General features: G+C 68.9%; 18 protein-coding genes and 1 tRNA gene. 6 read left to right on the top strand and 13 right to left on the bottom strand.

The features are described 5' to 3' along the window. Positions 1-62 precede the first annotated feature (62 nt). From ASF58_RS13260 to ASF58_RS13250, 3 genes are read right to left on the bottom strand one after another with little or no spacing between them, the layout of a single operon-like run. Positions 63-518, bottom strand: coding sequence for a hypothetical protein (locus ASF58_RS13260; RefSeq protein WP_055952753.1), 456 nt, complete (start codon positions 516-518; stop codon positions 63-65). A 43-nt stretch (positions 519-561) separates the two neighbouring features. Beyond that, positions 562-1,818, bottom strand: coding sequence for a class I SAM-dependent RNA methyltransferase (locus tag ASF58_RS13255; RefSeq protein WP_055952751.1), 1,257 nt, complete (start codon positions 1,816-1,818; stop codon positions 562-564). After that, on the bottom strand, positions 1,815-2,561 hold the full coding sequence (locus ASF58_RS13250) for a TlyA family RNA methyltransferase (protein WP_055953765.1): 747 nt from the start codon (positions 2,559-2,561) through the stop codon (positions 1,815-1,817). The genes ASF58_RS13255 and ASF58_RS13250 overlap by 4 nt, the downstream gene beginning before the upstream one ends. A 247-nt stretch (positions 2,562-2,808) precedes the next feature. On the opposite strand from ASF58_RS13250, the gene ASF58_RS13245 reads away from it, so the two are divergent. After that, positions 2,809-4,356 (top strand): CHAD domain-containing protein, encoded by a 1,548-nt coding sequence (locus tag ASF58_RS13245; protein ID WP_055952748.1) that lies wholly within the window; start codon positions 2,809-2,811, stop codon positions 4,354-4,356. A gap of 183 nt (positions 4,357-4,539) precedes the next feature. Here ASF58_RS13245 and rlmB read toward each other — a convergent pair whose 3' ends face one another. Further along, positions 4,540-5,367, bottom strand: coding sequence for a 23S rRNA (guanosine(2251)-2'-O)-methyltransferase RlmB (gene rlmB / locus ASF58_RS13240; protein ID WP_082513047.1), 828 nt, complete (start codon positions 5,365-5,367; stop codon positions 4,540-4,542). Positions 5,368-5,699: 332 nt separating this feature from the next. Here rlmB and ASF58_RS13235 point away from each other — a divergent pair. Further along, a tRNA-Glu gene (locus ASF58_RS13235) sits at positions 5,700-5,774 on the top strand. 173 nt (positions 5,775-5,947) lie between these two features. On the opposite strand, the gene gmtX is transcribed toward ASF58_RS13235, so the two are convergent. The 8 genes from gmtX to ASF58_RS13190 form a co-directional block, all read right to left on the bottom strand. Then, complete coding sequence (gene gmtX / locus ASF58_RS13230) at positions 5,948-6,667, bottom strand: gamma-mobile-trio protein GmtX (RefSeq protein ID WP_055952745.1); 720 nt, start codon at positions 6,665-6,667, stop codon at positions 5,948-5,950. Next, positions 6,664-8,901, bottom strand: a complete 2,238-nt coding sequence (locus ASF58_RS13225) for an AAA family ATPase (protein ID WP_055952742.1) — start codon at positions 8,899-8,901, stop codon at positions 6,664-6,666. Before ASF58_RS13225 ends, gmtX begins: the two co-directional genes overlap by 4 nt. Continuing rightward, positions 8,898-9,359 (bottom strand): hypothetical protein, encoded by a 462-nt coding sequence (locus ASF58_RS13220; protein ID WP_156375661.1) that lies wholly within the window; start codon positions 9,357-9,359, stop codon positions 8,898-8,900. Before ASF58_RS13220 ends, ASF58_RS13225 begins: the two co-directional genes overlap by 4 nt. A gap of 4 nt (positions 9,360-9,363) precedes the next feature. Beyond that, on the bottom strand, positions 9,364-9,567 hold the full coding sequence (locus ASF58_RS25835) for a hypothetical protein (RefSeq protein ID WP_156375660.1): 204 nt from the start codon (positions 9,565-9,567) through the stop codon (positions 9,364-9,366). Between the two features lie 225 nt (positions 9,568-9,792). Then, positions 9,793-11,144, bottom strand: a protein-coding gene (locus ASF58_RS13210; protein ID WP_156375659.1) for an IS3 family transposase whose coding sequence is annotated in 2 segments (ribosomal slippage) — positions 9,793-10,808 and positions 10,808-11,144 — 1,353 coding nt in all. Because the reading frame shifts where the segments join, the coding sequence is not laid out codon by codon here. A 165-nt stretch (positions 11,145-11,309) separates the two neighbouring features. Further along, on the bottom strand, positions 11,310-12,362 hold the full coding sequence (locus tag ASF58_RS13200; protein ID WP_082513045.1) for a Hint domain-containing protein: 1,053 nt from the start codon (positions 12,360-12,362) through the stop codon (positions 11,310-11,312). Positions 12,363-13,136: 774 nt separating this feature from the next. Then, positions 13,137-13,370, bottom strand: a complete 234-nt coding sequence (locus ASF58_RS13195; RefSeq protein ID WP_055952729.1) for a Flp family type IVb pilin — start codon at positions 13,368-13,370, stop codon at positions 13,137-13,139. Positions 13,371-13,567: 197 nt separating this feature from the next. Then, positions 13,568-13,858: a DUF3072 domain-containing protein gene (locus tag ASF58_RS13190; protein ID WP_055952726.1), complete on the bottom strand. Its 291-nt coding sequence runs from the start codon at positions 13,856-13,858 to the stop codon at positions 13,568-13,570. Between the two features lie 293 nt (positions 13,859-14,151). On the opposite strand from ASF58_RS13190, the gene ASF58_RS13185 reads away from it, so the two are divergent. From ASF58_RS13185 to ASF58_RS13170, 4 genes are all read left to right on the top strand, one after another. Then, positions 14,152-14,661 carry a MarR family transcriptional regulator gene (locus ASF58_RS13185; RefSeq protein ID WP_055952723.1) on the top strand — a complete coding sequence of 170 codons (510 nt, stop codon included), beginning with the start codon at positions 14,152-14,154 and terminating at the stop codon, positions 14,659-14,661. Beyond that, a complete protein-coding gene (locus ASF58_RS13180; RefSeq protein ID WP_055952719.1) occupies positions 14,661-15,383 on the top strand; it encodes a response regulator in 723 nt (240 codons plus the stop codon). The genes ASF58_RS13185 and ASF58_RS13180 overlap by 1 nt, the downstream gene beginning before the upstream one ends. 70 nt (positions 15,384-15,453) lie before the next feature. After that, positions 15,454-16,779 carry an ATP-binding protein gene (locus tag ASF58_RS13175; RefSeq protein ID WP_244477334.1) on the top strand — a complete coding sequence of 442 codons (1,326 nt, stop codon included), beginning with the start codon at positions 15,454-15,456 and terminating at the stop codon, positions 16,777-16,779. A 132-nt stretch (positions 16,780-16,911) separates the two neighbouring features. Then, positions 16,912-17,106, top strand: coding sequence for a hypothetical protein (locus ASF58_RS13170; protein ID WP_055952714.1), 195 nt, complete (start codon positions 16,912-16,914; stop codon positions 17,104-17,106). An 84-nt stretch (positions 17,107-17,190) separates the two neighbouring features. Here the strand turns inward: ASF58_RS13170 and ASF58_RS13165 are convergent, their stop codons facing one another. Next, entirely contained in the window at positions 17,191-20,334 is a 3,144-nt protein-coding gene (locus tag ASF58_RS13165; protein ID WP_055952711.1) for an efflux RND transporter permease subunit, read from the bottom strand. Positions 20,335-20,340 lie beyond the last annotated feature (6 nt).

Raw genomic sequence — 20,340 nt, 5'->3', positions numbered from 1 at the left:
CGGCCCTGCGCTCCTGAGCGCGCTCCGGCCATGCGCTCATAGGCGCGCCTCGCGGGCGCATCCTAGCGGCGCTCGTCGCGCTCGATCACCGCGCAGGCGGTGACGGGCGCTTCGCGCGTTCCCGAGAGCGAGCAGGTGACGAGGACCTTTCCGGCATCGACGTTGCTGTGCCGGGTCGTGGCGGCGGCGGTACGGGCCGTGCGGGCCGCCTGCGCCAGGTCGTCCGCCGCCAAGCCCGTGACGGCGTGTCCGGCGCGTCCGAACAGTTCGAAATAGCCTGCGGGCAGCGGCGTGCCCCGGAACTGGACGCCCGTGGCCGAGAGCTCGCCGCAGGCCAGCGTCATGCCGATCCCGTCGGGGGCGCTGAACTCCGCGAAATCCGCCGTCCGCTTGACCAGGGTGGCCTGGGTCTCGGCCACCACCCGGTCGATGAGGTCTCCGCAGGAATCCGCCGCGGCGGGTCCGGCGAGGGCGAGGAGGCCGAGGGTCGCAGTCAGGGTGGGGAAGCGTGCGCGCATGCCCCTCACCTAAGGGCGGCCCGGCGGTTGTCGAGCGCTGCGGCTACAGCCGCTTGCGGGGCGGGCGCGGACGGCGGAACACCCCGACCATCTCGAGATGTCCCGAATAGGCGAACTGGTCGACCGGGATCACCTGCTCCAGGGTGTAGCCGCCCGCTACCAGGGTCGCGGCATCCCGCGCGAAGGTGCCGGTGTCGCAGGCGACGCCGATCACCAGCGGGACCTTCGATTCGGCGATCCGGGCCGCCTGCGCCCCGGCGCCCGCCCGCGGCGGATCGAAGACCACGGCGTCGTAGGTGTCGAGTTCGAGGGGCAGCAGCGGCCGGCGGAACAGGTCGCGGCGCTCGGTGGTGACCCGGCGCAGGCCCGGCACCGCCCGCACCGCCCGGTCGAGGCTGGCCAGGGCCGCCGCCTCGCCCTCGACGGCGTGGACGTCCCGGGTGCGCGCCATCGCGAGGCTGAACGGCCCGCTGCCGGAGAACAGGTCGACCACCCGCTTCGTCTTCTTGTCGAGGGCCGCGACCACGGCCGCGGTCAGCACGGCCTCGCCGGCCTCCGTGGCCTGGAGGAAGCCGCCGGCGGGCGGCACCAGCCGGAGGCCCGAGGTGGTGACCGCCGGGGCCCGGCGCTCCACCAGCACCTCCCCGTGCAGCGAGAGGCGGGCCAGATCGAGTTCGCCCGCGAGGCGCACCAGCGCGGCCCGAACCCCCTCGGCGGCGGGGCCGTACCCGCGGATATCGACGTCGAGGCCGGCCTCGGTAGCGGCGAAGGCGACGTCGAGGGGCTTGCGGCCGTGCCCGAGCGGCGCACTCAGGGCCGTCGCCACCTGGGGCGCCCGGTGCAGCGCCGGCACGGTGATCGGGCAATGGTCGATGGCGACGAGGTCGTGGCTCCGCGCGGCCATCAGCCCGGCTTGCGCCTGGCCCTCGATGGCCCGAACATGCAGGGTGAGCCGCCGCCGCCCGGCCCCGCGGGCATCGATCAGGGGTTCCGGCGTACCATCGAGCCCGGCATGGGACAGCGCCTGGACCAGATGATCGCGCTTCCAGGCGGCGTAGGGCTCGGGGGCGAGGTGCTGCACGGTGCAGCCGCCGCAGGTGCCGAAATACGGGCAGAACGGCGCGATCCGATCCGGGGAGGCGTGCAGGAGGTCGACGAGTGTCCCGCGCGTTCCCGCGCGCAGCACCGTGACGCGCTCCCCCGGCAGGGCCAGGGCGACGGCGGTGCCGTCCTCCGCCAGCCCGTCGCCGCGCGCGCCGAGGCGGCGGATCTCCAGGGTCTCGGTGTTCGGCTCGGTCATGGTCGTGGGTCCAGGCGCGCCCCGATCAGGAACTCGCGGTTGCCGTCGCCGCCGGCGACGGGTGACGGGATGAGGCCGAGGATCCCCAGGCCCGCGGCCTCGAGGGTGGCGCGGATCTCGGCGCAGACGGCGTCGTGGATCGCGGGGTCGCGGACGATGCCGCCGCGCCCGACCCGGTCGCGCCCGGCCTCGAATTGCGGCTTGATCAGCGCGGCGAGGGCGGCACCGGGGGCCAGCAGCGGCAGGAGCGCCGGCAGGATCAGCCGGAGGGAGATGAAGCTGACGTCGATGGCGCAGAGGTCCGGGGCCTGCGGGATCGCGGTGCGGTCGAGGCTGCGGGCATCGGTGCCCTCCAGGCTGGTGACGCGGGTGTCGGCCCGGAGGGAGGCGTGGAGCTGGTCGCGCCCCACGTCGACGGCGTAGACATGCGCGGCGCCCCGGGCCAGCAGCGCGTCGGTGAAGCCGCCGGTCGAGGCCCCGACATCGAGGCAGACGCGCCCCGCCGGGTCGAAGCCGAAGGCGTCGAGGGCGGCGTCGAGCTTCAGCCCGCCGCGGGACACGAAGGGATGGGGCGCGGACGCCTCGAGGCGCGCGTCGCGGTCGAGGAGGTCGGAGGCCCGCGTTACCGGCTGGTCGTCCGCCCGCACGAGGCCCGCCGCGATGGCGGCCTGTGCCCGGGCCCGGCTCTCGAAGTGGCCTCGCTCCACCAGCAGGCGGTCGGCTCTCAGCCGCTCCCGAATCATCACCACGCCCAACGAGTCTCGTTCCCGCCGGCCCCGGCCGGTTCCTCCCGCTACACCACTCGGCGTCGGGGGCGAATGAAAATCGTCACGATTTCAGTCGCGCGTCCGGGTCGCCCTGCGCCATAACCGACGCCGGTGGCTGCTGATTCCGCACGGAACGGTTGCTGCGGGCCGGGCTTGTCCCGATCGGTAGGGCCCCGCCGCCCCGTCGCGGACGACGGGTCGGGGCCGAAACTTGGGACACATCATGGTCGCGCCGCGTGAGATCGAGTTGAAGCTGGAATGCGAGGGCAGCGACCTCGCGGAGTTGAGCCGCCACCCGTTCCTGCAGGCGGAAGCCTCGGAGGAGTCCCGCTTCCTCACCTCGACCTACTTCGACACGGAAGCCGGCGACCTGCGCGCGGCCGGGCTGACCCTGCGGGTCCGCCGTGACGGCGAGGCGTTCGTCCAGACCGTGAAGGCCGCCGCCGCCACCGCCGGCCTGTTCGACCGCGCGGAATGGGAGGCGCCTGTCGCCGGGAACGTGCCCGACCTCGCGCAGGTCTCCGAAACGCCGGTGCCGGACGTGCTGGCAGCCGCCGAGGCGCCCGAGCTGTCCCCCGCCTTCGCCACCCTGGTGGAGCGGCGCAGCCGGATGGTGCGCTACGGGGCCTCCCGCATCGAAGTCGCCTTCGACGAGGGTCGGATCGAGACTCCGAACGGCGACGCGCCCCTGTGGGAGCTCGAACTGGAGCTGAAGGAGGGCCGGCCCGAGGACCTGTTCACCCTGGCCCAGGCCCTGGCCGAGACCGTGCCGCTCCGCCTCGGGGCGCTGAGCAAGTCGGCCCGGGGCTTCAGCCTGCGCGACGGAACCCTGCGGCGCCCGAGCAAGGCGCGTCCGGTCACGCTGGCGCCGGACGGCACGGCGGGCGAGGCCTTCCGCGCCATCGCCTTCGCCTGCCTGTCCCACCTGCGCCGCAACGAGGACGTCTTCCTGCACAACCGGGATGTGGAGGCCCTGCACCAGCTGCGGGTCGCCCTGCGCCGCCTGCGCTCGGCCTTCACCCTGTTCAAGCCGGTCCTGGCACAGGACACGATGGCCGCGACCCTGCGCGACGAGATCAAGCGCATCACCGAGCCCTTCGGCCACGCCCGGAACCTCGACGTCTTCCTGGCCGAGACCCTGCCGGCCGAGATGGCCCGGCGCCCGGACGAGGCCGGCCTCGACGACCTGCGCCGGCGCCTCGAAGCGGAGCGGGACCGCGCCTATGACGGTGTCCTCGCCACCCTCGAATCGCAGGAATGGCGCGGCCTCGTCCTCGACGTCGCGGCCTGGCTCGAGACCGGCGGGTGGCGCTCCGGACCGGCCGCCGCGGACCGCGACGGGCCGGCCGGCGCCTTCGCCGCCCAGGTGCTCGACAAGGCCATGCGCCGCATCCGCAAGCGCGGACGCCACCTCGACCGCCTGGAGCCCGAGGAGCGCCACCGGGTCCGGATCGAGGCGAAGAAGCTGCGCTACGGCGCGGAGTTCTTCGCGAGCCTCTTCCCCGAGAAGAAGCGGCGCAAGCGCCACAAGGCCTTCGTCTCGGCCTTGTCCGACCTGCAGGACCATCTCGGCAGCCTGAACGATCAGGCCACCGCCCACACGGTCCTGGCCAGCCTCGTGGCGGTGCCCGATCCGCAGGAGCTTCCCGGCGAGACGGCCTTCGCGGCCGGCCTCGCCGCGGGCGACAACGAGGCCGACGGCAAGACGCTGCTGAAGGCAGCCGCCGAGGCCCACGCGGATCTCGTGGCGGTCAAGCCGTTCTGGCGCTGAGGCGCGCGCCTCATATGCTCGCCGGTTGGTTCCTCCGCCGCCTTTCGCGCCCGAGTCCCCTCGCCTAGCCGGCCTCCACTTCCGGCGCCCCCCCTCCCCCTGTGGGCAGAGGGGGGCGTTCCGACCGGACCCATCGAAGCGCTTCACCGGTCGCCGGATCGGCCGCCGCCGTGAGGGCGCGCTTCAGCCGCGGGGACTGAGGGCGTAGAGCGTGATGGCCGCGGCGTTCGAGACGTTGATGCTGCGGATCTCGCCGCTGAACGGGATGCGGGCCAGCACGTCGCAATTCTCGCGGGTGCGCTGGCGCAGGCCCTTGCCCTCGGCCCCGAGCACGATCACGGCCGGGCGCTTCGGGCCGATGCTGTCCAGGGCGGTCTCGGCGTCGGAATCGAGGCCGATCCGGGTGAAGCCGCGCTTGCCGAGGTCGACCAGGGCGTCCGACAGGTTGCGGACCACGATCAGGGGCACGTGTTCCAGCCCGCCGGAGGCGGATTTCGCCAGCACGCCGGTGGCGTTGGGCGAGTGCCGCGCGGTGGTGATGATGCCCGCCACCCCGAAGGCGGCGGCGGTGCGCACGATGGCGCCGACATTGTGCGGATCGGTGATCTGGTCGAGGGCGAGGAGCAGCACGTCGTCGCCGAGCTCGTCGAGGTCCGGCCCCGGCAGCGGGTCGGCCTCGAGGTAGAGGCCCTGGTGCACGGCATCGGGGCCGAGCAGCGCGTTGATGGCGCTGGGGCGCACCAGCTCGGGATCGATCCGCAGGGTCCCGATCTCCTCGGTGAGCCGGATCATCGCGTTCTCGGTGGCGAGCAGCCGGTGCAGCTTGCGGCCCGCGTTGGCCAGGGCCTGGGCCACCGGGTGCCAGCCGTAGAGGACGACGTGGTCGCCGGAGGCCGCCGCGACGCTCGCCGCGCCCCGCTGGTTCTGCGGCGGTCCCCGCCGGAAGGGACCCCGCGAGAAGCCGGGCTTGGTCGTCCTCGGCCCCGGCGGGCCGTCGCGTCGCGTGGTCATGCAGTCAGGTCCGCTCTCCGGCCGCCTCAGGGGGCGGTCCGCGTGTCTCCCCGACAAACCGGCCGGGGCCGCATTCGTCAAGCCGCAAACCCGCGGCGATTCCCCCGTTGCCCCCGCGCCCGAAGCCGCATATAGAACCGCTCACCGCAGCGGCGCCCTTCGTCTAGCGGTCTAGGACGTCTTTATACCCCTACCATCCTACCAGGTGTGTAGGTGCAAGAGGTTAGGGCTGGTAGGCCTACCAAGGCCTCTCATCGAAAGATGTTTCCGGGTTCAAACGGGCAGTTGACCACTGGGCTATGCGAACGTAAAAACTCGCTACGGCAACTAACGCGCCTATCGTCTATCGGTTAGGACAGGTCCCTTTCAAGGATCAGAGCGGGGTTCGACTCCCCGTAGGCGCGCCAATACTGTGTAATAACAGAGCGCCTCTCTTGCATTGTGAGATCTATTCGGCTCCTGTCGCCGCAAGGTCGCTAGGTCCTTGATTGCAGGGTTGAACCTGACTTCGCAGGCCGAGCCACTACTCATCGCGATTACCAAAAATGTAGTTGGGCTATCCTCGGGTGACACCCTGACGTCAGCGGTCGTAGCTGCGAACGATCTTGTCGAGAGCCTCCAAGAAGCCCGGGTCTGAAAGCCGTCGACCGTCCATAGTCCACACGGACCCATCCTCCTCATCTCGAAGGCCTCTGGCCCTCATGCGCCGCTCGTCGATGAAGTCCTTCAATGCCTCGACCTCGGTCTCCGTGAGCGTCAGGTGGCTGGCCAACGGCAAGGACTGACGGAGCGCTACCCCGCCCTCCGTTGTCCCCTCGATCCGTAGGAACGGGGCATTTCGGACGTCCTTGAGGATGTCGAGCTGCGCCTTGAAGCTGCGGTTCTGCGCCAGCATTAGGCCGACCTGGTGACGGAGCGGCACGTCGTCGATGCCAGCGACGTCGTCGGTCGAAAGCATCTCGCCGGGTACGTGCAGCTGGCTTCGCCTCCGACTGGGCGCGAGGACGAACTCGGCCGCTCCCACCCACGCCTCGTACAGCATCGCGTATGGGTTGGCGCCGCCGCGCTTGTTCCTCAGCGATTGCTCCGCCAGGCTTTGCTCCCGGGCGACGAAACGGGCGGCGTAGCGACGGACCACCTCCGGCACCGTCGGCCGCTGCGCTGCATCGACGACCAGCACACGGCAGACCTCGTGCAAGTTCCCGAGCTTGACGCGGACCTGGTCGTTCGTCGCAGCCGCCTTCAACTCTACCAAGCGCGCGTCTACGACGGCGAGCGCGTCCTTCACCTCGGGTGTCATGCCGCCTCCCCGGACCACCGAAGGCCCACCCGTCGCAGGTCCGCCGCGAACTGCTTCTCCAATGCGTCCGAGAAATGCTCCGGGTCGCCCACGATGACCACCTGTCGCTCGCCGCGGGTCAGGGCCGTGTATAGCCAAGACGGGTCGACGACGCGGCTGGGATACACCGGGACCACGACCCGTGGCGCCGAGCTGCCCTGGCACTTGTGGCAGGTCACCGCGTACGCGAGGTCCAGGTCGACGATGTGCTCGGCTGCCAGCAGGCGAGGCTCCGCTTCGTCCTCAAAATGGACAGACACCGCCATCTCGTCGGGGAACGTTCGTACCACCCTCCCGAGCAAGCCGTTGAAAAGCCCGAGCCTGTAGTCGTTACGACCGAAGATCACGGGCGATCCGGCGGAGAAGAACCTGCCCAGCAAGCCGCGCATCGGGAAGGCCCCCGTCGACGCGACGTGTCGCTCGTGAAGGGATTCGTTCAACGCGTGCACCCCCGCGTTCCCGCCGTTCGTTGCGGTGACGACGATGGCGCCGCCCTCCAAAATACCGAGCTCGGCCGCCACGCGTCGCACCTCGCCGGCCAGCGCGTCCTCGTCGGCCTCGATGAACGAAACGCCATCCCCGACACCGGCATATTCAACGAACTCCGGCATTCGCCTGCCGCGGACGGCGGCGACGGCGGCTGGAATGCCCGTCGCCGCCGCTTGGCGATGGACATGCATGAGGCGGGAGGTGAGGGCATCGTCTGTCACGAGACGATGGAATACGAGACCGAACCCGACTGGCGGCAGTTGGGCCGGGTCACCCACCAGCAGGAGCCGCGCTCCGTCCGGCATGCGGCGCACGATCCCGTACATCGTCGCCACGTCAACCATGGATGCCTCATCGACCAGGATCAGCGTCCTGGGCGTGAGGCACGCCAGGTCGATACGCTTCCTCAGCGCCGCTGCCCGCACTTCCTCGTCGGTGCCGGGGTCGTCGAGGACGGCATCAAGCCTTTCGCCCTCGTCCAGCTCGCCCAGCGTGCGTGCGAGCGTCCTGGCAAGGCGGCGGGTCGATCGGGACAGTCGCAGGGCCGCCTTGCCGGCCAACGCGCAAGCCAGCACCTCGCCGCCCATTCGTTCCCACGCGTCGCACACCACCTTGCAGGTGTAGGTCTTGCCGGTCCCACCGCCGCCGGTCAGGCAGGCCACCGGCCGCGACAGGACCTGCATGACTGCGTCAGCCTGCTGCGGGTGCAGCGGATAACTCTCCGACGTTACGTCTGCCACAAGCTCGGCCAGCCGGCTCGGGGACGGCGGACGGACCGGCCCGACTGGGCCAAGGCGCATCAGCTCGCGCAGTCGCTCGACGATACCGTCCTCCATGAGAGCCGCTCCCGGCGCCCGGAACCCCTCGACCGCCGGGACTACGGCACCGTTCCTCAGGGCAGCCGTCACGGCCGCGTCGACCGAAGCGGGCGAGCCGGCCTTGAGCAAGGTACGGACGACCTTCCGAAAATCGGCTTCCGGCAACATCGTGTCCCCATTGCCTAGAGCGCGCTTCACGGCCTCGTCGGCGGCGCCCACCTGTCGCCGGACCTCCTCGGTCGGCGACAGGCTCCCCGCAGCTACCCGCAGGCCGATACCGTCGACGACGGGCCACGGTAGCAGCGGTACGAGCACGTACGGGTTCGCCGTCAGCCTTTCGACGGTGTCATCCCCCAGGATGCGAATGGCGCGGCGGGCCGCCGCGAGGTTCGTGACGCCGTGTCCGTCGAACCGCGCCAGAGCCGCCGCCTCGGACCGCGCATCCATCCAGGACGATATCGCGGCGGCGGCCAGCCTGAGGGCGAGCATGGGACGGTCCGGCGCAACGACTTCCGCGATTTGATGAACGGCGCCCTCGTCGGCCAGCACGTCGGTCAGCTTTTCCCCAAACGCCGACCAGAGACGCGCGGCGCGTTCCTGGCCGATGCCGGGTGCGTGCGACGCGAGGAAGTCCCGTACAAGCCGTCCGGTCGGCAGGAGGTGACGTGCGGACGTCGCCTCGACCTGCGGGCCATGTCTCGTGCCTACGACCTCGCCGTCAACGAGCCATCGCTCGCCGGGGATGGGCACGCGGTCGATGCCGCCCTTAGAGATACGCACCCGGACACGCCGACCGTGGTCGGCATGCGTTTCCGAAAGGATCGTCGCCGAGAAGATCACTCCGAAATGGCGGTCTGAGACGATCGACTCGACGACGATTTCCATCATTTCAAGGGCTCGGTCCGGAGCAACTGACCGGTTGCTTCGAGCAGGCCCAACTGAGCGCGGTATCCCCGGATCTCGCGTCGCTGCCGCTCGATGGTGGCGGCCTGCTCGGCGACGACCTTGGACAATTCGTTGCCGCGGGCCTGGACCTGCCTCAGACGTCCGGCGACGGCCTTGTCCATCTCGTCTGCTTCCGGCCGCGTGCCGACAGGCTTGATGCCTTGTTCGATGGCCACCGCGTCCAGCGCCGCCCGGAGCTCGGCGTGGCGGAACAGGTGTTGCTCCTGGCTCGGCTTCAGGCCGAGGGCCCGGGCGACACCGCGCACGTTCACCTTGCCGTCCCGGGTCGCCGGCAAGGTTGGCTCACGTCCCTCGACGGGCTGTGCCTGCCATGACTCGATGCAGCCCGCCAGCCATGGCTCTATCTTGGCGAGGATCTCCGGGACGACAGAATGGCTCACCGTCTCATTCCGCCGCCACCGCGGTGATGGACAATTCCGATGCGGCCAGCGTCGGATGCGAGCCCATCCGGTCCAGCGGCCTGCCGACGGCCTCTCGGCATGCCGCTTCCAGCCGCCCTTGCAGTCCCAGGTCGGCTAGGGTCTTCCCGCCCGAGGCGAGGAGGTCGGTTTCCCTCGCCCCCAGCTCCATCAACAGCAAGGCGGCCATCGCGTCCGCCGCACTCCGCCGCTCCGTCGGGGACAGCGGCGCCATTTGTCCGTCGTCAGATGATTTGGGACATTCAGCGGTGTTCAGGAGCGGAGGCTCTGGTCCATCTGGGGTGAGAGGTTAGGCAGCCTGCGCGTGATGGCGCAAGCGNTGTCCGTCGTCAGATGATTTGGGACATTCAGCGGTGTTCAGGAGCGGAGGCTCTGGTCCATCTGGGGTGAGAGGTTAGGCAGCCTGCGCGTGATGGCGCAAGCGGCGATCCATCAGGGTCTGGCGCTTGATGCGTTCCCGCTCGGCCAGGATTCCTTCGCCGCGTCCGAAGTAGACGTCAGCGGGCGTGAGGTTGCTCAGGCTCTCATGGGCTCGGGCATGGTTGTAGTGGTCGACGAAGTCGGCAACCTGCATCTCCAGCTCGCCGGGCACGTAGGCGTGTTCGAGCAGGATGCGGTTCTTGAGCGTCTGATGCCAACGCTCGATCTTGCCCTGCGTTTGAGGATGGCATGGCGCACCGCGGATGTGGGTCATGCCTCGGCTGGCGAGCCAGTCGGCCAGGTCGCTGGCGACGTAGCTCGGCCCGTTGTCGGAGAGCAGGCGTGGCCGCTGCATCACCCGCGCCTGATCGAGCCCAGCTGCACCCAGCGCCAGGTCGAGCGTGGCGGTGACGTCGCTGGCCTGCATCGTCGTGCACAGCTTCCAGGCGACGATGTAGCGTGAGAAGTCGTCCAGGACCGTCGACAGGTAGTACCAGCCCCAGCCGACGACCTTCAGGTAGGTGAAGTCCGTCTGCCAAAGCTGGTTGGGCGCGGTGGTCTTATCGCGGAACTCGTCGGCGGCCTTGATGACGATATAGGCCGGGCTTGTGATCAGGTCCTGAGATTTGAGTAACCGGTAGACGGTCGCTTCCGAGACGAAGTAGCGCCGTTCGTCGGTGAAGCGCACCGCCAGCTCACGCGGACTGAGTTCAGGCTGCTCCAAGGCCAGGGCAACGATCTGCTCGCGGATCTCCGCAGGCAGGCGGTTCCAGACCCGGCTCGGCTGCGAAGGATGGTCCTTCAATGCCTCTGGGCCGCCGCGCTGGTAGGCGTCGTACCAGCGGTAAAACGTCGAGCGCGTGATGCCGAGCTTGTCCAGGGTGGCACGCACCGGCAGGTGGGATTGCTCGACGAGCCGGATGATCTCCAGCTTCTCGGGGGCCGGGTACCTCATGCCTCGTCGCCCCCAGCCCCGCTCATACTTTTTTTGAGCAGGCGATTCTCCAGCACGAGATCAGCCACGACCTCTTTGAGCGCCCCCGTCTCGCGGCGCAGATCCCGCACCTCGTCCGTCGTTGCCGCACGCGCCGTGTCGCCGGACAGGCGCTTCTTGCCAGCCTCCAGGAATTCCTTCGACCAGCCGTAGTACATCGAGGCGGCGATCCCCTCGCGCCGGCACAGCTCGGCGATGCTGTCCTCGCCACGCAAGCCTTCCAGCACCACGCGGATCTTCTCCTCGGACGAGAACTGCCGACGTGTGGCCCGGCGGATGTCCTTGATCACAGCTTCTGCCGGCTTCTTGGCCGGTCCGGATGTCTGCTTCATCTTCGCTCCTCAGGGGCTACGATGAACCAGCCATCCTCCGTTCGGGAAGACCCTCATTCTGTCCCACAGGTGCTGACGTCGGACAGGTGTGGCCCGGCGGATGTCCTTGATCACAGCTTCCGCCGGCTTCTTGGCCGGTCCGGATGTCTGCTTCATCTTCGCTCCTCAGGGGCTACGATGAACCAGCCATCCTCCGTTCGGGAAGACCCTCATTCTGTCCCACAGGTGCTGACGTCGGACAGCGCAGTCCTCGGCGAGGGTCTGGGCGAAGACGGCGGCGAGGCGGGCCCGCTCGGCCTCGACGAGGGGACCATCGAGCGCCACGGGTCGGCAGCGGGCCGCCAGCCCCGGCGGCACGAAGTCGGGATTGTGCAGGCTGTGATCCGAGGCCTCCTCGAAGAAGGGGCGGCAGCCGAAGTCCAGGAAGCTCTCGGCGGGCAGGCCCTCGGCGAGGAGGATGTCGTGGGCGTCGAGCTCGACATGCCAGTAGGTGACGCTCTCCAGTCTGGTGCGGGCGATGGTAGTTCCGTTGACCAGGTTCATGACCGGCACGAGTGCGCCGCCCTGGGCCTCGGCATCGGCGCCGACGAGAACGGGATGCCCGGGGGAGAGGAGGAGGTCGCGCTTGGGCAGGCCGTGGCCGAAGGCGCCGGCCCGGACGCGGACGGGCGCCTGATCGGCGGGCAGCGGCCGCTCCGCTCCGAGGTGGCGATGGCCGGTCCAGGTAATGGTGCGGTGCTGGCCGGAGGCGGTGATGGCGCGGTCGCCGACCCGCAGGTCCTCGACGGTGACTTCGCCCCGCGTCGTCAGGATGTGCGTGCCCGAACCGAAGCAGAGGACGAGGGCCGTCTGACTCACAGACGCGTTCGGGACGACATCGTTGTACTGGTAGTCTTGGTCGGTGAAGAGGATGTAGACGTAGCTGCCGGCTTTGTCGCCCGTCGTGGGAAAGCGCACGACGCTGCCATTGGAGTCGGTCTTGCCATAGTAGGCGAGGCCTGAGCCGAAGGGTGACCCGTCGGGCGACGTCACGGAGATGGGTTCATTCGGCGTATCGCCGAACACCCCGAGATTGTCGCCTGCTCCTGTGCTGGCGGTTTCCTTCAGCGTGTAGCCCGGCGCATCGGACATGACGTTGCCGACCAAGAATCCGTCCGGAGAAGGCCGCAGCTCGACGAAGCTTTTGTAGGTGATCGACGGAGTGGGACCAGAGGACATTTTCAGGCTCCATGTAGGACTTGGACTGTGGCGGCGTCTGTAGATCTTGCGGCGTTTGACTTAACGTTGCGACATCACAAATTCGATATTCATTTTAATATAATATTATAAGTCTGAAGAAAAATATCTGTTCTGACTATCGTGAAATCTAGAAACTCGCAGAACGAGCAATGCTGAGGCCGGAGGCGGTAACCGGCGGAAAGTTTGTTTTCTTGAAGTCCGCTGCTTTCGACGAGTCTGTGGGACGGCATGCGAAACTTCACACGCGGTCGCGGAACTTTTTTGCGCGGACGGGTTCGCGGCCTCGGAATGGTTCGGTCTCGGCTGCACCAAGGGCAGGAACGCGGCTGCGGATGGCAGAGCCAAGGCACCGGCGCTCGTCCGTGGCCAGACCCGAGACGGAGAGTTGGATGGAGAATCTGCGCGCCCGGATGTCACCCGGTGGCTGGACCGACCGGAGCCGCCGGTCGCCGCGTGGCGTGTCGGCGCAGTTCGATGACAGCGAGGGCGCGATGGCGGTCCCGGGAAAGTGGGCCCGGTACGGCATGCCGCTCACCCGAAGGCCGTGCAGCGCGGGGAGCGTTCGCTCTCCTGACCTTCGGAGCGCTCGCGCCCGCGATCTTCACAGCCGTGGGGTTTCAGTCCTGCATCCCACTTTGGGTCCGCGATCGGGGTCGCTCGGCGCGCGAAGCACTTGGCCGTCCGACTTACGAGGGAGTAAGTCGAATCCGCTGGATGGTTCACCAGATGCGTGGTCTGCTCGCAGATCCGATCTCAGGATGACCGGGTCAGGGCGGCACCGATGTAGTTGTACATGGCATTCGTCTGATCGGCGAAGAACCGCATCGCGGTCACGATCGCCAGGAAGACCAGGGCCATGATCAAGCCGTATTCGAGGGCCGTCGAGCCGGACGTATCCTTGCAGAAGCGGCGGGTCAGGATCTGAAGATCGTGCCGCGTCGGAGATTTCCGCCGAACCCCGGCATGTTCGAGATCCAGTTCGGTCATGGCCCCAGGATATCTTTCGCGGACGTCGATCGTCGGGAACGCTAGCCGAGTTTCCTTGCGGAGGACTTAAACGGATCGTCGAAGTCCAAGGCACGCCGAAACCGTCAGGCTGGGCGTGGCAGACCCCGGCCCGACGGTTCCCTTCGTTCCAATTCTTGGAAGCCGCCAGACTACCTTGGCGGCTTCCGACGCGGCGGTCAGGCCTTGCCTGATTCCTTGCGCAGGGCGTCGATCCGCTGAGATGCCTCGGCCTTATCGAGCTCGGGATCGAACGCCTCGGGATCCTTCGCCTCTTCGGACAAGGTTTTGAGGTAGGAAGCCTGCGCGCCGGTCATCGGCTCGCCGCCGGTGGTCCATTCGCTCGGATCCTTGATCTGGTTCGACACGTCTTTCGGATCGGTCTTGGGGTTCTCGTCCGCCTTGGAGGTTTGGGACTTGGAAGTTTCCGACTTGGAGGTCTGGGACTTGCTCGCCTGGGTACCGGCCATGTTGGGATCCTTCGGTTCACGAAATGTTCTAGTGAACGCGGGGCCTGGGAGCCGGTTCCTGTGCGTGCGCCGGCAAAAGCCGGTCATCCCGTGGTCAAATGTCTCAAGGGTCGGCGCGGCCTGAAGACGAAGGCGAAGGCGATCCCGGTGATCACCCGAGTCGGGCGGGAAACAGGGCTAGCGCTGCCGTCACCCGTTAGCGAAGTCGCAGGCTTGACGGGTCGCGTCGGGGCTGGAACATGTCAACATCGCTGACGTAAATCGAGGTCTCCCGAGACGTGACTGCCCACGCGATGCGAGATGCCGACGCCGAGGCGCCGCGGTCGTCCTCCGGCTCCGGCGACGACCTCATCGAGCTCCTGTTCTTCGCCTACCGGGATTTCGTCGGGGACCCCGACCGTATCCTGGCCCAGTACGGGTTCGGCCGGGCCCACCACCGGGTGCTGCACTTCGTCGACCGCTATCCAGGTCTCACGATCGCCGAACTCCTGGATATCCTGCGCATCACCAAGCAGAGCCTCAACCGGGTGCTGAAAGATTTGATCGAGCAGGGCTACATCGCGCAGAAGACCGGCACCAGCGACCGGCGCCAGCGGCTGTTGTTCTGCACCGCGGCCGGGGCGGACCTCGCCGGCGACCTCATGCGGGTCCAGAGCCGGCGGGTGGCCCGCGCTCTCGCGGCGTCGGAGCGCGGCGGCGAGGCTCCCCTCTCCGCCGAGAGCTTTCTCTTCGGCATGATCGAGCCGGATGCGCGCGCGGCCGTGCAGCGCCTGATGTCCCGGCGCGCCCGGAAGGCCGCCTGATGGCCACGCCCGGGACGCGCCCGACCGCCGAGCTTCCCGATCACGCGCCGCACATCCTGGTGGTCGATGACGATCGGCGGGTGCGGGAGCTGTTGTCCCGCTTCCTCTACGAGCAGGGCTTTCGCGTCACCGCCGCCGGAAACGTGCCGGAGGCCCGCACCAAGGCGCAGTGCTTCGTCTTCGATGCCCTCGTGCTCGACGTGATGATGCCGGGCGAGAGCGGCTTCGATTATGCCCGCGAGGTCCGCCAGAGCTCGCGCGTGCCGATCCTGATGCTGACTGCCCGCTCGAACCCCAACGACCGGGTCATGGGCCTGGAGATCGGCGCCGACGACTACCTGCCGAAGCCCTTCGAGCCGCGCGAGCTGATCCTGCGCCTGTCGAACATCATCAAGCGGCGCGACGAGGCCGGCGGGCGCGCCCAGAGCCACGACACCGTGACCTTCGGCCCCTTCGCCTACCGGATCGACCGGGGTGAATTGCGCCGCGAGGACGAGCTGATCCGGATCACCGAGCGCGAGCGCGAGATCCTCACCATCCTGGCCCAGGCCGCCGGCGGCAACGTGGAGCGCGAGGCCCTGGCCGGGAGCGGCGGCCTCGCCGCCGAGCGCAGCATCGACGTGCAGATCAACCGCCTGCGCCGCAAGACCGAGGTCGATCCGGCCAATCCGCTGTTCCTGCAGACGGTGCGGGGCGTCGGTTACCGCCTCGCGGTCGATTGAGCCCATGGCCGCCACCGGCCTCCTCCAGCGCACGGCGACCCGCCTCGCCGCCCTGCCCCGGCCCGGGCGGATGTGGCGGATCGTCAGCCGCGCCATCGGCGACGTCCTGCCCAAGGGCCTCTATGCGCGATCGCTGATCATCATCATCGCGCCGGTGGTGCTGCTCCAGTCGGTGATCGCCTACACCTTCATGGAGCGCCACTGGCAGCTCGTGACGCGCCGCCTGTCCTCCGCCGTCACCGCCGACGTCGCCGCGCTGATCGACATCTACGAGAGCTACCCGCAGGACAAGGATTCCGAGACCCTGACCCGGATCGCCAACGACCGGCTCAACCTCGACGTCGACATCCTGAAGGGGGCCAAGCTCCCCCCGGCCGGTCCGCGGCCGTTCTTCTCGATCCTGGACGAGGCCCTGTCCGAGGAGATCCGACGCCAGATCCGCCGGCCCTACTGGATCGACACCGTCGGCCGCTCCAGCCTGATCGAGATCCGGGTCGCGATTCCCGATGGCGTCATGCGCGTCACCGCGCGGCGCAGCATGGCCTACGCCTCGAACTCGCACATCTTCCTGCTCTGGATGAGCGGCTCGTCCCTGGTGCTGCTCGGCGTCGCGATCCTGTTCCTGCGCAACCAGATCAAGCCGATCCTGCGGCTGGCCGCCGTGGCCGAGAGCTTCGGCAAGGGCCGGGAGATCGAGTTCCGGCCCCGCGGGGCTCGCGAGGTGCGCCAGGCCGGCCATGCCTTCATCGAGATGAAGCGGCGCATCGAGCGGGCGATGGAGCAGCGCACGACGATGCTCAACGGGGTCAGCCACGACCTGCGCACCATCATCACGCGATTCAAGCTCTCCCTCGCCCTGGTCGAGCAGACGCCCGAGGTCGAGGACCTGCAGCGCGACGTCGACGAGATGAGCCGGATGCTGGAGGCCTACCTCGCCTTCGCCCGCGGTGATTCGGGCGAGGTGGCGGTGCCCACCGACATGCGCGCGCTCCTGGAGGACCTGCGCACCGACGTCGAGCGCCTCGGGGCCCACGTGGAGGCGGTGGAGCTCGAGGACCGTCCGCAGCTGACCCTGCGGCCCGACGCCATGCGGCGCTGCCTCTTCAACCTCGCGGCGAATGCGGCCCGCTACGGCGAGACCGTCGCGATCACGGGCCGGCGCGAGGCCAGGGCCTTCCTGGTCTCCATCGACGACGACGGCCCGGGCATCCCGCTCGACCAGCGCGAGGAGGTGTTCAAGCCCTTCGTACGCCTCGACGATGCGCGCCAGGATGCGGGCGGCTCCGGCCTCGGGCTCTCCATCGCCCGCGACATCGCCCGCGCCCATGGTGGCGATGTCAGCCTGCACGACAGCCCGCTCGGGGGTCTGCGCGCCACGGTGCGGATCCCCGCCTGATCCGGGCTCATCGACCGCAGGAAAGCGTAGCCGATCCAGCTTGGCGCCGGGTGCGGGGCGATGCTATGAGAGGCGCAGCAAACGCCACAGGGACCGGTGAGCCGGGTCCGACAGAGGTTGAGAGACCCGCCGATGAACAGCCCGCTGACCCCCCTCCTGCTCCTGCTGCTCCTGCCGATCACCGCCATCTGCGCCGTGCTCTACACGGATGCGGGCATCGAGCCGACGCTGTTCTACGCCACCGTCAAGACCTTCGCGGTGCTCTTCATCGTCGCCGGCGGCCTCTGCTTCGCCGCGAGCCGCCTGGCCGCCCGCAGCGAGGGCTGAGCTTCCCCGCGAGTGCGGGAGCGCTGACGAAAAGGCCCGGACCAGAAGGTCCGGGCCTTTTCGTTTCGCACCCCTGCCGCCGGACTACTCGGCGGCGATGCGCGGGGGCAGGATCGGCTTCGCGTCGTTGGCCGAATGGGTCGGCGGGAGCGCGAACGCCCCCTCCGTCGGCTCGTCCACGCGCCCGACGAAGCGGCCGAAGACCCGCACGAAGAGGCGCGACAGGTCGTCGACCAGGACGAAGATCGCCGGCACGAAGACCAGCGACAGGCCGGTGGAGACGATCAGGCCTCCGATCACCGCGATGGCCATGGGCGCGCGGAACTCGCCGCCGATGCCGAGCGCCATGGCGGAGGGCACCATGCCGGCCGCCATGGCGATGGTGGTCATCACGATGGGGCGGGCGCGCTTGCGACCGGCATCGATGATCGCGGTGGCGCGGTCGACGCCGCGGGCCATCTCCTCCACGGCGAAGTCCACCAGCATGATGGCGTTCTTGGTCACCACGCCCATCAGCATCAGGATGCCGATCACCACCGGCATCGAGATCGGCTTGTTGAAGATCAGGAGGCCGAGGATCGCGCCGCCGATGGAGAGCGGCAGCGAGAACAGGATGGTCAGCGGCTGCAGGAAATTCCCGAACAGCAGCACCAGCACGCCGAACACCATCATCAGGCCGGCACCCATGGCGAGGGCGAAGCCCTCGAAGACCTCCCCCATCACCTCGGCGTCGCCCGTCTGGCGGATGGTGACCCCGGGCAGAAGGTCCTTGGCGGTGGGCAGGGCGAGGACGGCGCTGATCAGGGCACCCAGCGCGTCCGAGCCCTCCATGTCGGCCTCCAGGGCGACGCGGATGGCCCGGTCGTAGCGGTCGATGGCGGTCGGGCCGCGGCCGAGGGTGAGATCGGCCACCGTGGAGAGCGGCACCGCCGCGCCGCCCTTGACCGGAACCTTGAGGGTCTCGATCTGCGAGAGGTCGCCGCGCAGGCGCTCGGGCAGCTGCACCCGGATCGGCACCTGTCGATCGATGGTGTTGAACTTGGCCAGATTCGCCCCGATGTCGCCGATCGTGCCGACCCGGACGGTCTCGGCGATGAGGTCGGTCGTGACGCCGAGATCGGCCGCGACCCCGGCCTTCGGGCGGATGCGGATCTCGGTGCGGTCCAGGGGGGCCGTCGAGAGCACGTTGACGAGGTGCGGCACGCCCGCGGCTTCGCGCTGGAGCTTGGCCGCGGTCTCCGCCACCACGGTCTTGTCGGGGCCGGACACGATCAGCGTCACGTCGCGCTGGCCGCCTTCGCGCAGGGCCCAGAAGCGGATGTCGGGCACGTCGTGCAGGAGTGCCCGGATGGCGATGTCCACCTGCTTCTGGGTGCGATGGCGGGTGTTCTTCGGCGCCAGATTGATGGTGAAGGTCGCGAGCCGGACCTCCTTCTTCGCGGGCAGCTGGCGGCCGCCGTCGACGAAGACGCTGCGCACCTCCGGGAGGGCGCGGATGCGCTCCACCAGAGCGTCCGTGACCTGCGTGGTGTCGGCGAGGCGGGCCCCCGGCGGCAATTCGACCACGAAGATCGTGCGGGCGGCGTCCTCCGCGGGAAGAAAGCCCGCCGGCAGCAGGCCCGTGGACAGGATCGACCCGGCGAAGCAGACGAGCCCGAGCACCAGGGTGATGAACTTGTGGCGCACCGACCAGGCGACCACGCGGGTGTAGCCCCGCATCACCGGGCCCTCGCGGGTATGATCGGGGCCGTGATCGCGCAGGAAGTAGGCGGCGAGCAGGGGCGTGATCAGGCGCGCCACCAGGAGCGACATGAACACCGCCGCCGCGATGGTGAGACCGAACTGCTTGAAGTACTGCCCGGCAATGCCGCTCATGAAGGAGACGGGGGCGAAGATCGCCATGATCGTCGCCGTGATGGCGATGACGGCGAGCCCGATCTCGTCGGCGGCCTCCAGGGCGGCGCGGTAGGGGGATTTCCCCAAGCGCATGTGCCGGACGATGTTCTCGATCTCCACGATGGCATCGTCGACGAGGATGCCGGTGACCAGCGTGATCGCCAGCAGGCTGACGGCGTTCAGGGAGAAGCCGAGGCTGCTCATCACCCAGAAGGTCGGCAGCACCGAGAGCGGCAGGGCGATCGAGGCGATCAGGGTCGCACGCCAGTCGCGCAGGAACAGGAAGACCACGATTACCGCCAGGGTCGCGCCCTCGACTAAGCTCAGCATCGCCGAGTGGTAGTTGCCCACCGTGTTGGTGACCGAGGTGTCGATGAGGTCGAAGCGGACGCCGGGATGGCGGGCGCCGAGTTCCGCGATGCGCTTGGCGACGCCGACGGCGACCTCCGCGTCGCTGGCACCCGTGGAGCGCGAGATCGCGAAGGCCACCACGGGCTCGCCGTTGAAGCGTGCGAAGGTGCGCGGCTCCTCCGAGCCGTCCACCAGCGTGGCGAGCTCGTCGAGGCGGACCTTGCGCCCGCCCGGCACGACGATCGAGGTCTCCGCCAGGGTGTCGAGGCTCGCCGCCCCGGCCAGGGTTCGGATGGATTGCTCCTGTCCGCCGAGCTCGCCGCGCCCGCCCGCCATGTCGGCGGCGGTCAGGCGCAGCTGCCGGTTCACGTCGGCGGCCGTGATCCCGAGTGCCAGCAGGCGGTCGGGCTTCAGGGTCACGCGAACCTCGCGGGCGACGCCGCCGAGGCGCTCGACCCCCCCGACGCCCTTCACGCTCTGCACCTGCCGGGCGATGACGTCGTCGATGAGCCAGGACAGGTCTTCCGGCGTCATCGCGGGCGCCGAGGCGCCGTAGATCATGATCGGCAGGCCCGCGATCTCGACGCGGTTGATGATCGGTTCCTCGATGGTGCGGGGCAGGTTCACCCGGACCTTCGAGATGGCATCCTTGACGTCGTTCACCGCCCGGTCGCTGTTCACCTCCAGGCGGAACTCGATTGTGGTGCTGGAGACGCCTTCGGAGATCGTCGAGATGACGTGCTTGACGCCCTTCACCCCCGCCACCGCATCCTCGACGACCTTGGTCACCTGGGTCTGCAGCTCCGAGGGCGCGGCCCCGGATTGCAGGACCTGGACGGAGACGATGGGGATGTCGATGTTCGGAAAGCGCGTGATCGGCAGCGCGCGGAAGCTGACCAGTCCGAGGACCACCAGCACCAGGAAGAGGACGAGGGAGGGGATCGGCTTCCGGATCGCCCAGGCCGAGATGTTCAGGCGCATGGGACC

The sequence above is a fragment of the Methylobacterium sp. Leaf125 genome (genome assembly GCF_001423085.1).
Lineage (GTDB): Bacteria > Pseudomonadota > Alphaproteobacteria > Rhizobiales > Beijerinckiaceae > Methylobacterium.
Note: the sequence above shows the minus strand (reverse complement) of the source record. Positions and strands in the feature narration are given on the sequence as shown.

What these genes read in the sequence shown, in the direction of transcription:
- ASF58_RS25835 (WP_156375660.1), bottom strand. Translation starts at nt 9,567, where the DNA reads ATGGCCGCCTTGCTGTTGATGGAGCTGGGGGCGAGGGAAACCGACCTC.
- ASF58_RS13170 (WP_055952714.1), top strand. Translation starts at nt 16,912, where the DNA reads ATGAACAGCCCGCTGACCCCCCTCCTGCTCCTGCTGCTCCTGCCGATC.
- gmtX (WP_055952745.1), bottom strand. Translation starts at nt 6,667, where the DNA reads ATGACACCCGAGGTGAAGGACGCGCTCGCCGTCGTAGACGCGCGCTTG.
- ASF58_RS13180 (WP_055952719.1), top strand. Translation starts at nt 14,661, where the DNA reads ATGGCCACGCCCGGGACGCGCCCGACCGCCGAGCTTCCCGATCACGCG.
- ASF58_RS13165 (WP_055952711.1), bottom strand. Translation starts at nt 20,334, where the DNA reads ATGCGCCTGAACATCTCGGCCTGGGCGATCCGGAAGCCGATCCCCTCC.
- ASF58_RS13190 (WP_055952726.1), bottom strand. Translation starts at nt 13,858, where the DNA reads ATGGCCGGTACCCAGGCGAGCAAGTCCCAGACCTCCAAGTCGGAAACT.
- ASF58_RS13255 (WP_055952751.1), bottom strand. Translation starts at nt 1,818, where the DNA reads ATGACCGAGCCGAACACCGAGACCCTGGAGATCCGCCGCCTCGGCGCG.
- ASF58_RS13195 (WP_055952729.1), bottom strand. Translation starts at nt 13,370, where the DNA reads ATGACCGAACTGGATCTCGAACATGCCGGGGTTCGGCGGAAATCTCCG.
- rlmB (WP_082513047.1), bottom strand. Translation starts at nt 5,367, where the DNA reads ATGACCACGCGACGCGACGGCCCGCCGGGGCCGAGGACGACCAAGCCC.
- ASF58_RS13260 (WP_055952753.1), bottom strand. Translation starts at nt 518, where the DNA reads ATGCGCGCACGCTTCCCCACCCTGACTGCGACCCTCGGCCTCCTCGCC.
- ASF58_RS13185 (WP_055952723.1), top strand. Translation starts at nt 14,152, where the DNA reads ATGCGAGATGCCGACGCCGAGGCGCCGCGGTCGTCCTCCGGCTCCGGC.
- ASF58_RS13200 (WP_082513045.1), bottom strand. Translation starts at nt 12,362, where the DNA reads ATGTCCTCTGGTCCCACTCCGTCGATCACCTACAAAAGCTTCGTCGAG.
- ASF58_RS13225 (WP_055952742.1), bottom strand. Translation starts at nt 8,901, where the DNA reads ATGATGGAAATCGTCGTCGAGTCGATCGTCTCAGACCGCCATTTCGGA.
- ASF58_RS13245 (WP_055952748.1), top strand. Translation starts at nt 2,809, where the DNA reads ATGGTCGCGCCGCGTGAGATCGAGTTGAAGCTGGAATGCGAGGGCAGC.
- ASF58_RS13175 (WP_244477334.1), top strand. Translation starts at nt 15,454, where the DNA reads ATGTGGCGGATCGTCAGCCGCGCCATCGGCGACGTCCTGCCCAAGGGC.
- ASF58_RS13250 (WP_055953765.1), bottom strand. Translation starts at nt 2,561, where the DNA reads ATGATTCGGGAGCGGCTGAGAGCCGACCGCCTGCTGGTGGAGCGAGGC.